Here is a 9,498-nt window from a genome sequence, read left to right on the forward strand (position 1 = left end):
CCCAGCCGTGCTCGGCGAGCGCCGCGAGAAGCCGCCGGTGCTGGACGGCGCGCCCCGCCGGCCACTCGCCCGCCTCGCCCCGGCCCGGCGCGTACACCTCCCGGAACGCCTGCTTGAACGCCTGCCGCATCCGGTTGACCATCACGAACCGCCGCCACGCCCGCACCTCGCCCGGGCGGGCGCCCGCCGGATGCCAGAGCCGCACCCGCGCGCCGTCCGGCGGGACGGGCAGCGCCAGCCCGTCCACCGTCACCAGCACCCCGTCCCCGGGCGTGGCCGCGCGCCGGCTCCCGTCCGGCGCCTCGAACTCCCAGATCAGCGACTGCGCGACGAGACCGGTCACCGGATGGTCGCGGTAGTGCCGGCGCCACTCCCCGTACGGCCGGCCGTGCTCCACCGGCAGCAGCGCCTCGACCCGGGCCCGCTCGGCGGCCAGCGTGTGCCGGACGCGCTTGACGAGCGTCTTCAGCTCCTTGATCTCCGCGGCGTACGGCTCCTTGAGCGCGCCCGGCACCGTCCGCAGCGGACGGCCGTCGGCGCCGGTGAAGGTGAGCCGCACGGTCACCGGGTCCTCGATGGCGAGGACGGCCTGGTAGCCGCCGAGGTCGCGGGCCAGGGAGCCGTCCGGGTGCAGCCCGTGCGCCGGCACGTCCGGCCGGTCCGCCCGCGCGGGCGCGGGCGGACCGGCCGGTGCCGGGGTGGGCGCGTCCGGGCACGCGCGAAGATCGTCGAACATGCCGCGATCTTGGCAGACGGAACCGACGCTACCGGGGCGTACTCGGTGATCAGCGGCACGCGGGCGGGCCCGTCCGCGGCGTGCCGCCGGACCCGGCCGATCCGGGCCCGCGGCATTTCCGCGCCCGCGGCACTACCCCCGGGCCGCCGCACCGGCCTAGGGTCGGGGCATGCCGACCGCCTTCATCACCGGCGCGACCGCGGGCATCGGCGCCGCCTTCGCCCGCCGCCTCGCGTCCGACGGATTCGACCTCGTCCTGCTCGCCCGGGACGCCGAGCGCCTTGAGCGCACCGCCGCCGACCTGCGCGAACGCTACGGGGTGAGCACCGAGACGCTGCGCGCGGACCTGTCCTCGGAGGAGGGCCTCACCGCCGCCGAGGAACGCGTCCGCAAGGACGTCGACCTGCTGGTCAACAACGCCGGGTTCGGCAACAAGGGCATCTTCCTCGACGTGCCGGTCACGGACGAGGTGACCATGCTCAGGGTGCACTGCGAGGCCGTCCTGCGGCTCACCCACGCGGTACTGCCCGGGATGCTGGACCGCGGCCGCGGCGGCGTCGTCAACGTCTCGTCGGTGGCGGCGTTCGGGACGCGCGGCACGTACGGGGCGTCCAAGGCGTGGGTGGTGAACTTCAGCCGGGGCGTGGCGGCCGACATCGCGGCGCGCTCACGCGGGCGGGTCCGCGTGATGGCGCTGTGCCCCGGTTTCGTGCGCACCGAGTTCCACGAACGCGCCCAGATGGACGTCTCCGGCGTCCCCCCGTACCTGTGGCTGAAGCAGGAGGACGTCGTCGACGCCGGCCTGCGCGACCTGCGGCGCGGCCACCAGGTCAGCGTCCCCGGCGTCCAGTACAAGACGATCGTGGGCGCCACGAGACTGATCCCGCCGAGCCTCCTGGCCCGCATGACCTCCAACGCCGGACGCCGCTACAACTGAGTCGTATTCACTGCAATCCCGGCCCACTTCGCTCGCTGGCGCTCGCTTCGTGACCGGGCTTGTGCGGGCGCGAATCGCTTCGCGATCTTCCCGGCGGGGCTCGCCTTCGGCTTCGCCCCGCCGGTCAGGGCGCGCGCCCGCGTGACGGCCACGTAACCGCAAACCTGGCCCGGGCAACGCGCCCGACGGCCCGCCCAGCCGACCGGCCCTGCCCGAGCACGACAACGCTCACCATCAGCCCGAATGACGCCCGCCTCCGGCATCGCCCCACCAAGCAGATCACGCACCCACGTAACCGCAAACCCGACCCGGGCAACGCGCCCGACGGCCCCCACCTGACTGGCCTTGCCCGAGGACGGCAACGCTCGCCATCAGCCCGCATGAGGCCCGCCTCCGGCATCGCCCACCGGTCAGGTCGCGCGCCCTCGTGACGGAACCGCGTCATCGCAAATCCGACCTGGGCGGCTCACCCGGTGGTCCGGTCCCTGACCGATCTTGGGCTGGCGCGACTTCGCTCCGCGGCGACCCGCTTGTAGTTCGTCTCCGGCGCCGCCTCCCCCAGGCAGACAGGGCGTTCGCGTGGCAGGGGGTGTGCTTGTCCGGCTACTCCCGTACATTCCGGACATGGCCCCCTCTCTTCGCCGGGCCCTCGCAACGGTCCTGCTCTGCGTCTGTGTTGTGCTTCCCCTCAGCTTCGCGACGCCGGCGTCGGCCGTCGTCGGTGGCGCGGCCGTGCCGGCCGCCCGGTTCCCGTGGCTCGCGGCCCTCGGCTCGCCGCTGTTCTTCGTCCGGCCCGCCGGGCACCTGTGCGGCGGCTCCCTGATCGCGCCCGACCGGATCCTCACCGCGGCGCACTGCGTCACGCCCTTCCAACGCCTGCCCGGCGCGCTCACGGCCACCTTCGGCCGCGACGATCTCGGCGATCACGGCGGCGAGGCCGTCGGCGTGAGATCCGTGCGCGTCCATCCCGGATACCGGGTCACCTGGTTCAAGGGCGAGGCGGTCGGCCACCACGACCTCGCGGTCCTCACCCTGGCGCGCCGCCTGGAACGCCCCGCCGTCCCGCTCGGGATCCCCGGCACCGCCCGGACGGGCCGGGCCGCGGGCTGGGGCACCACCGCCGAGGGCGACTGGTTCAATACCCGCCTGCGCGCCGCGGACCTGCCGCTTCCCGGCGACGACGCCTGCGCCCGCGCCTACGGCGGCTCCTTCGACGCCGCGGACATGCTCTGCGCGGGGACGCCCGCCGCCGACACCTGCCGGTTCGACAGCGGAGGACCGCTGCTCGCCGGCGGACGCCTCGTCGCGGTGACCTCCTGGGCGCTCGGCTGCGCACGGCGCGGCTACCCCGGCGTGTACACCAGGGCCGTCCTCTTCGACGGCGACGAGTCTCGGACGCCGTTCATTGCAATCCCGGCCCACCGCGCTCGCCCAGGGCTCGCTTCGTGACCGGGCTTGTGCGGGCGCGAATCGCTTCGCGATCTTCCCGGCGGGGCTCGCCTTCGGCTTCGCCCCGCCGGTCAGGGCGCGCGCCCGCGTGACGGCCGGGGACCTTGATGGGGCGGGTCCAGGGGGTGGCGGACGTCCGGCACCGGCCGGGGCGACCGACCGGGGCGGCGTGGTCCTCCGGTGATGGGAGGGTGGGGGCATGCGGGTCTTGGTGACGGGTGCGGCGGGATATGTCGGATACGCGGTCGGGCGGCGGCTGGCCGCCGCCGGGCACGACGTCGACGGGCTCGTGCGCCGCGCCGACGCCGTCCTCCCGGACGGTGTGCGGCCCGTCAGGGGTGACCTCCTCGACCCGGACGGGCTTCCCAAGGGGCCCTACGACGGGGTATGCCACCTCGCGGCGCTCACCCGCGTCCGCGAGTCGTTCGCCGACCCGCTGCGCTTCTTCGCCGCCAACGTCCAGGGCACGGTCAACCTCCTGCGCGCGATCGGCGAGACCCGCGTGGTGTACGGGTCGACCGCCGCCGTCTACGGGACGCCCACCCGGCAGCCGATCCCCGAGACCGAGGGCACCGCGCCGACCAGCCCGTACGGCGCGTCGAAGCTGGCCGCCGAGCAGGCCGTCCGGTTCCACGCCCGCACCGGCGCGATCGGCGCCGTCGTCCTGCGGACCTTCAACGTCGCCGGCTCGGTGGACGGCCGGCCCGATCCCGACGAGACCCGGCTGATCCCGAAGGCGCTCGCCGTCGCCGCCGGGCGCGCCCCGCGTCTGGAGATCAACGGCGACGGCACGGCCGTCCGCGAGTACCTCCACGTGGACGACCTCGCGGCCGCGCACGTCCGCGCGCTGGAGACCGTCCGCCCCGGTGAGGAGCGCGTGTACAACGTCGGCAGCGGCGCCGGCGCCTCCGTCCGCGAGGTCGTCGCGAGCGTGGCGGAGGTCACCGGGCGGCCCGTGCCGGTCCTGCGGCGCCCGGCCCAGCCCGAGCCGCCGGTGCTGGTCTGCGACGCCGCCGCGATCCACGCGGCGCTCGGCTGGCGGCCCGGCCGCTCCGCGCTGAAGGAGATCATCGCGGACGCGTGGGCCGCCCTGACCCGCGAAGGCGGATAAACTCCCCAGCGTGTCCGAGCCGAAGTTCGAAGTCCAGATGCTGCACGACCGTGTCATGATCCGGGTCGAGAAGGACAGCGGTGAGCGCCGCAGCACCGGCGGCATCGTGATCCCCGCGACGGTCGAGCAGGCCAACCGCCTGGTGTGGGGCGAGGTCTGCGGCGTCGGCCATCACGTGCGGATCGTCAAGCCGGGCGACCGCGTGCTGTTCCACCCCGGCGACCAGTACGAGGTCGAGATCCAGGGCGAGAACTACCTGGTCATGCGCGAGCGCGACCTGCACGCGATCGCCAGTGAGCGCCCCGAGCACGGCACCGGCCTCTACCTCTAGCCGGCCGCGCGGCCGTGCCCGCGGCGCCCTCCTCCCCTACAGGCCGCGGACGGCGGCGATGCTGAACGGCAGCTCCGGCGTGCCCGACCCGATCGGGCCGCCCTTGTCGAACTGCGAGCGGACCACGTAGAGCGTCCCCCCGCTGCGGGCCAGCGTGGTCGGCCACTGGAGCGCCGGGTCGGTCACCATGCGCTCCCTGCGCGCCTCGGTGCCGTCCGCCGCGACCCGCCAGCGGCTGATCGCGTTGGCGGTGTTGTGGACGACCCAGAGCCGCCCGCCCCGCAGTTCGAGGCCGTCGGCGTGCAGCACGTCGCCGCCCCGCAGCTCCACCTTCCGGATCGCGCCCGACGCGACGTCGAGGCGGTACAGGTCACCACCGGTCATGTCGGCGACCAGCAGGTGCCGCCCGGACGGATCGGCGACGATCCCGTTCAGCGTGACGGCGTCCGGCGCGTGCGGCTCCAGCACGGCGCCGAGGTCGAACCGCGGCTGGAGCACGCCGCGCCCGCCGCCGGCCGCCGCGAGGTCGCCCGGGGTGACACGGTAGACGACGGCGCGGGTGCTGTCGGTCAACCAGGCGGTGCCGTCCGGGCCGATCGCCACGTCGTTGACGATCCTGGCGGCGTCCCCGGGGACCGTGAACTGCGCGATGAGACGGCGGGTGCGGGTGTCGTACACCGCGACACCGGACGTGGAGTCGCACACCCACAGCCGTCCGGCCCGGTCGACGCGCAGGCCGTTGGCGGTGTGCCGGCCGTCCGCGCCGGCGGGCAGGAACACCTCGGCCTCGCGCCGGCCGGGGGTCGTCCTGTAGATCGTGCCGTCCTGGTAGGAACCGGCGTAAAAGGCCCCGGTGCGGTCGTCGGCGGCGATGCCCTCGGGGTAGACGCGGTCGCCGGGCAGCACGTAGGCGGTGGAGATCCGCGCCCTCGACGGGGCCTCGGCGTGGACGGCCGCGACCGGTGCGGAGGCCAGCGCGCCCGTCGCGGGCAGGACGGCCGACGCGAGCGCGGCGGCCACGACCACGGAGGAACGGGTGAGATGGGACATGATGCTCCGTTCGCTAATTTTCATTAGAACGCATCTGAACGATAGTTAGAACCCTAATGCTCGTCAACCGGTTTCCGCGCGGATGCTCGATACCATGCGGGAATGACCTCGCTGCCCCTCTCCGAGCGGCTCGGCACGCACTTCAAGCGTGCGGAGCAGGCGCTCAACGCGGCCAAGTCCGCCGCGGTCAAGCCGAGCGGGCTGACGGTGCCGCAGTACGCCGCCCTGCTCCACCTGTCCGCCCACCCGGGCATCTCCGCCGCCGCGCTGGCCCGCGCCTGCTCGGTCACCCCGCCGACGATGAACACCGTCCTGAAGAACCTCCAGGAGCACGGCCTCATCGAACGCACCGCGCACGAATGGCACCGCAACATCCTGGAGACCCGCATCACCGCCGAGGGCGAGGCGGCGCTGGAGCGCGCCGACGTACGCGCCGTCCTCGTCGAGCGGGGCCTGGCGGCCGAGTTCACCGACGCGGAACGTGACACCCTGGTCGCCCTGCTGGCCCGCGCCGCCGCCTACCTGGAGAAGGCCCGCTTCGGCGACGGCTGACCCCGCGACCGCCGGGCGGAACGGCACGGCGGCCCGGTTCGTCGAACCGGGAGGACCGCCGATCACAGGAGGACGCATGAGCAACCAGATCCCGCACGACCGGTCGGGCCAGCTCAAGCAGATCGAAAGCGGGCTGCTCCCCGGCGAGCAGATCATCGCCGTCTACGACGCCACCGGCGCCGGCACCGGCTTCCTCGGCCTCACCGACCGGCGCGTGATCATCCAGGACAAGAGCTTCGCCGGGAAGAAGTACGCGATCACCAGCGTGCCCTATGCCCGGATCACGTCCGTCAGCGTCGTCAGCAACAAGTCCTGGGCGGGCTCCTACTTCTCCTCCGGGTCCATCGCGATCAACGTGGGCGCGCACACCTACGAGGTCGAGTTCCGAGGCGACGACAAGGCCCACCACGTCCACAACGTGATCCTGCAGTACATCGCACGCTGACGAACCGGACGTGCGCCTCCGCGTCATAGTGGGCTTGCCTAGCGGTCAGCACACTCGAACCGTGCCGTCTTAGCAGCGTGCACCGCGGCCTCGACCGCCGCGAGCACGCGGGAAGCGTCCAGCTCAGCGTGTGAGAACACGACCCCTGGGCGGCCATCGCCGTCATGTGCGCCGAGCATGGGGTATGCGAATATGTGGGCGCGTTTGACAATGACGTCATTGAGCACACAAGAGCATATTTCCGGCATGCGGAGATCCACCGGGGGCCACGATGGACGACCGGTCGGACGCGCCATTAGGCGGGGAGCCTGGCGCGTCTCGGGCGATCACCACCAGCGGTGAACTGGGCGCCGAGATCAGCAGGCTCCTGTTCGCCTACGAACGCCGCACCGGCCGTTCGGTCGGCAAGGAGCGCCTGGCGGCTGCGATCGGCGTCACGCGCAGCAGCCTGTACGCCTACCTCAAGGGCACGACCCTGCCCTCCACCGTCGTGCTCGACCGCCTTCTCACCGTGCTCGACGTCTCGCCCTGCTCGCGCCGCCGCCTGGCCACCGCCCGCGACGGGCTGGAGGTCGGCCCCGGCACGGTTCCGGCCGACCCGCCGCCGCCACGCCAGCTCCCGGGCGCGGTCGCCGGCTTCGTGGGACGCGCCCGGGAACTGGCGGAGCTGAACGCCCGGCTCCGCGACCCCGGCGGCGCCATGACGATCACGCCGATCGTGGGCACAGCCGGGGTGGGCAAGACCGCGCTGGCGGTCCGGTGGGCGCACCAGGTGTGCGGGCGGTTCCCCGACGGCCAGCTCTATGTGGACCTGCGCGGGTACGGTCCCGTCCGGCCCCGCCGTCCGGCCGAGGCGCTGGAGCTGTTGCTGTGCGCTCTCGGCGTGGCCTCCCGGAGTCTGCCGTCCGGGGAGGACGCCAGGGCCGGGCTCTACCGGACGCTTCTGGCGGGCAGGCGGACCCTCGTCCTGCTGGACAACGCGGCGGCCTCCGAGCAGGTGCGTCCGCTGCTGCCCGGATCGGCGGGGTGCCACGTCGTGGTGACGAGCCGCAGCGGCTTATCCGCGCTGGTCGCGGGGACGGGAGCGCGCCCGCTGACTCTCGGCAGGCTCCGGCACGACGAGGCGGTCGATCTGCTCCGCGGGATCCTGGGGCCCGCGCGGGTCGAGCGCGAGCCCGCCGCCGCGGACGAGCTGGTGAGGCGCTGCGCCCATCTGCCGTTGGCGGTCCGCATCGCGGCGCAGCGGGCGTGCACGGATCCGTCGACTTCGCTTGCCGGTCTCGCCGAGGCGCTGTCGTGCGAGCGGCACCGGCTGGACCGGCTCGCCACTCCCGACGACGATCTCACCACCGATGTGCGCGCCGCCCTGTCGTGGTCGGTGCGGTCCCTTCCCCGGGCACAGGCGCGGATGTTCCGGCTTCTCGGCCTGCACGCCGGCCGGCAGATCAGCGTGCGGGCCGCCGCCGCGCTGGGGGGCGTGGACGTCCAGTACGCCGTCCGGCTCCTCGACGGCCTGGCGGGCGCGCACCTGCTGGAGCGCGCCCGCGGCGGATATCGGCTCCCCGGCCTCCTGCGCGACTACGCCTTGGAATGCGCGGCGCGGGAGGAGACCGAGGAAACGCGCGCCTCGGCCGTACGGCGGATGCTCGGCCGGTGACCAAGCAAACGGCGGTGCCCGGAGCCCCGGACACCGCCGAAGAGGGGTGTCGTGTCGCGTGCGTCAGCACCAACCGTCGGCGATGTAGTCGGAGTCAGAGGTCACCCAGGCATCAGCGCTTCCCCAAGTGGTGTGGTAGCGGTTGTAGGGCGGGTCAGTACGGTCGACCTCGAAGTTGTGGCAGGCCCCCCATGTCCCGTAGGAGCCGCCTCCACCCGGCGAGGTGAAGACCGTCACATTATTGACATTGGACTTCACGTGCTTCGGGTACCAGGTGTAGTGCGCCGGGGCCTTGACCGCGTGCGGGCTCGCCGGAGCGGCCGACGCCTGGGCGGTGGCGGTGGTGCCGATGCCGAGAACGAGGACGAGAGCCACTGCGGCCCGTTGGCGGATGGTGCTCATGATTCCCCTTTCGTCTGCTGCAAGGCCCACTCAGTCGAACACGAGGAGGGAAGGACCGTTCAGACGTCTGGAAAAGGCCGGAAAAGTCTGGACCGGGGGGCGCCGCAGACCACGCCGCACAGACCACGCCGCGCAGGTCACGGCACCAGGGACCGTCAGCGTCAGGCCAGGACCTTCGCCGTCGAGCCGGTGCGGTCCTTGGTGATTCGCAGCTGGGCCGGGATCCGGGCGCGCAGCTCGGCCACGTGGCTGACGATGCCCACGGCCCGGCCGCCGTCGCGCAGGCCGTCCAGGACGTCCATGACCTCGTCGAGGGTGTCCTCGTCCAGGGTGCCGAAGCCCTCGTCGACGAACAGCGTGCCGATCTCGGTGCCGCCGGCCTCGGCGGTGACGACGTCGGCCAGGCCGAGCGCGAGGGCCAGGGACGTGATGAACGACTCGCCGCCCGACAGCGTCACCGGGTCGCGCTCCAGGCCCGTCCAGGCGTCGGCGACGCGCAGGCCGAGGCCGCCCGCTCCTTTGGTGCGGTCGCCCGCCGCGCGGTCGATGGTGTGCACCAGCGCGTAACGGGCGGCGGACATGCGCGCGAGCCGCTCGTTGGCGGCGGCGACGACCTGCTCCAGCCGTGCCGCCAGGACATAGGCCGACAGGGACATCGCACGCCGGTTCGCGGCGGACTTGCCCGAGGTGAGCCCCGCCAGGCGCTCGGCGACCTCGTGCCGCTCGGCGGCGGGCCGCCAGGCGTCGACGGCCGCGTCCAGCCTGGCGCGCAGCTCGGCGAGCCGCTCGCAGCGGTACCGGGCGCGGTCGGCGGCGGCCAAGGCCCGG

Annotated in this window: 11 protein-coding genes; 7 read left to right on the forward strand and 4 right to left on the reverse strand. The window is 73.6% G+C overall.

All coding sequences use genetic code 11. From position 1 onward, the window contains the following. Positions 1-736: DUF4132 domain-containing protein (locus E1291_RS34610; protein WP_131742285.1), on the reverse strand; the 736-nt coding region annotated here is incomplete at its 3' end. 169 nt (positions 737-905) lie between these two features. Here E1291_RS34610 and E1291_RS34615 point away from each other — a divergent pair. The 4 genes from E1291_RS34615 (at position 906) to E1291_RS34630 (ending at position 4,564) form a co-directional block, all read left to right on the forward strand. Next, positions 906-1,673, forward strand: a complete 768-nt coding sequence (locus E1291_RS34615; protein WP_131742286.1) for an SDR family NAD(P)-dependent oxidoreductase — start codon at positions 906-908, stop codon at positions 1,671-1,673. A gap of 624 nt (positions 1,674-2,297) precedes the next feature. Beyond that, positions 2,298-3,122 (forward strand): serine protease, encoded by an 825-nt coding sequence (locus E1291_RS34620; RefSeq protein WP_131742287.1) that lies wholly within the window; start codon positions 2,298-2,300, stop codon positions 3,120-3,122. 199 nt (positions 3,123-3,321) lie between these two features. Then, positions 3,322-4,233 carry an NAD-dependent epimerase/dehydratase family protein gene (locus E1291_RS34625; protein WP_131742288.1) on the forward strand — a complete coding sequence of 304 codons (912 nt, stop codon included), beginning with the start codon at positions 3,322-3,324 and terminating at the stop codon, positions 4,231-4,233. A 10-nt stretch (positions 4,234-4,243) separates the two neighbouring features. Then, positions 4,244-4,564, forward strand: a complete 321-nt coding sequence (locus E1291_RS34630) for a GroES family chaperonin (RefSeq protein WP_131742289.1) — start codon at positions 4,244-4,246, stop codon at positions 4,562-4,564. 36 nt (positions 4,565-4,600) lie between these two features. On the opposite strand, the gene E1291_RS34635 is transcribed toward E1291_RS34630, so the two are convergent. Then, on the reverse strand, positions 4,601-5,614 hold the full coding sequence (locus E1291_RS34635; protein WP_207401098.1) for an SMP-30/gluconolactonase/LRE family protein: 1,014 nt from the start codon (positions 5,612-5,614) through the stop codon (positions 4,601-4,603). Between the two features lie 102 nt (positions 5,615-5,716). On the opposite strand from E1291_RS34635, the gene E1291_RS34640 reads away from it, so the two are divergent. The 3 genes from E1291_RS34640 to E1291_RS34650 all read left to right on the forward strand — a co-directional run bounded on the left by E1291_RS34640 (position 5,717) and on the right by E1291_RS34650 (position 8,268). After that, on the forward strand, positions 5,717-6,166 hold the full coding sequence (locus E1291_RS34640) for a MarR family winged helix-turn-helix transcriptional regulator (RefSeq protein WP_207401099.1): 450 nt from the start codon (positions 5,717-5,719) through the stop codon (positions 6,164-6,166). Positions 6,167-6,242: 76 nt separating this feature from the next. After that, entirely contained in the window at positions 6,243-6,611 is a 369-nt protein-coding gene (locus tag E1291_RS34645; RefSeq protein WP_131742291.1) for a PH domain-containing protein, read from the forward strand. A 271-nt stretch (positions 6,612-6,882) separates the two neighbouring features. Next, entirely contained in the window at positions 6,883-8,268 is a 1,386-nt protein-coding gene (locus E1291_RS34650) for a helix-turn-helix domain-containing protein (protein ID WP_131742292.1), read from the forward strand. A gap of 63 nt (positions 8,269-8,331) precedes the next feature. On the opposite strand, the gene E1291_RS34655 is transcribed toward E1291_RS34650, so the two are convergent. Both E1291_RS34655 and E1291_RS34660 read right to left on the reverse strand, forming a co-directional pair. After that, positions 8,332-8,670 (reverse strand): hypothetical protein, encoded by a 339-nt coding sequence (locus E1291_RS34655; protein ID WP_131742293.1) that lies wholly within the window; start codon positions 8,668-8,670, stop codon positions 8,332-8,334. A 161-nt stretch (positions 8,671-8,831) separates the two neighbouring features. Then, positions 8,832-9,498, reverse strand: a 667-nt coding sequence (locus E1291_RS34660) for an SbcC/MukB-like Walker B domain-containing protein (RefSeq protein WP_131742294.1), incomplete at its 5' end; no start/stop codon positions are given.

The sequence above is a fragment of the Actinomadura roseirufa genome, from assembly GCF_900659635.1.
Classification (GTDB): domain Bacteria; phylum Actinomycetota; class Actinomycetes; order Streptosporangiales; family Streptosporangiaceae; genus Spirillospora; species Spirillospora roseirufa.

Coding starts and splice junctions, on each gene's coding strand:
- E1291_RS34655 (WP_131742293.1), bottom strand. CDS start 8,670: ATGAGCACCATCCGCCAACGGGCCGCAGTGGCTCTCGTCCTCGTTCTC.
- E1291_RS34645 (WP_131742291.1), top strand. CDS start 6,243: ATGAGCAACCAGATCCCGCACGACCGGTCGGGCCAGCTCAAGCAGATC.
- E1291_RS34650 (WP_131742292.1), top strand. CDS start 6,883: ATGGACGACCGGTCGGACGCGCCATTAGGCGGGGAGCCTGGCGCGTCT.
- E1291_RS34635 (WP_207401098.1), bottom strand. CDS start 5,614: ATGTCCCATCTCACCCGTTCCTCCGTGGTCGTGGCCGCCGCGCTCGCG.
- E1291_RS34615 (WP_131742286.1), top strand. CDS start 906: ATGCCGACCGCCTTCATCACCGGCGCGACCGCGGGCATCGGCGCCGCC.
- E1291_RS34625 (WP_131742288.1), top strand. CDS start 3,322: ATGCGGGTCTTGGTGACGGGTGCGGCGGGATATGTCGGATACGCGGTC.
- E1291_RS34640 (WP_207401099.1), top strand. CDS start 5,717: ATGACCTCGCTGCCCCTCTCCGAGCGGCTCGGCACGCACTTCAAGCGT.
- E1291_RS34620 (WP_131742287.1), top strand. CDS start 2,298: ATGGCCCCCTCTCTTCGCCGGGCCCTCGCAACGGTCCTGCTCTGCGTC.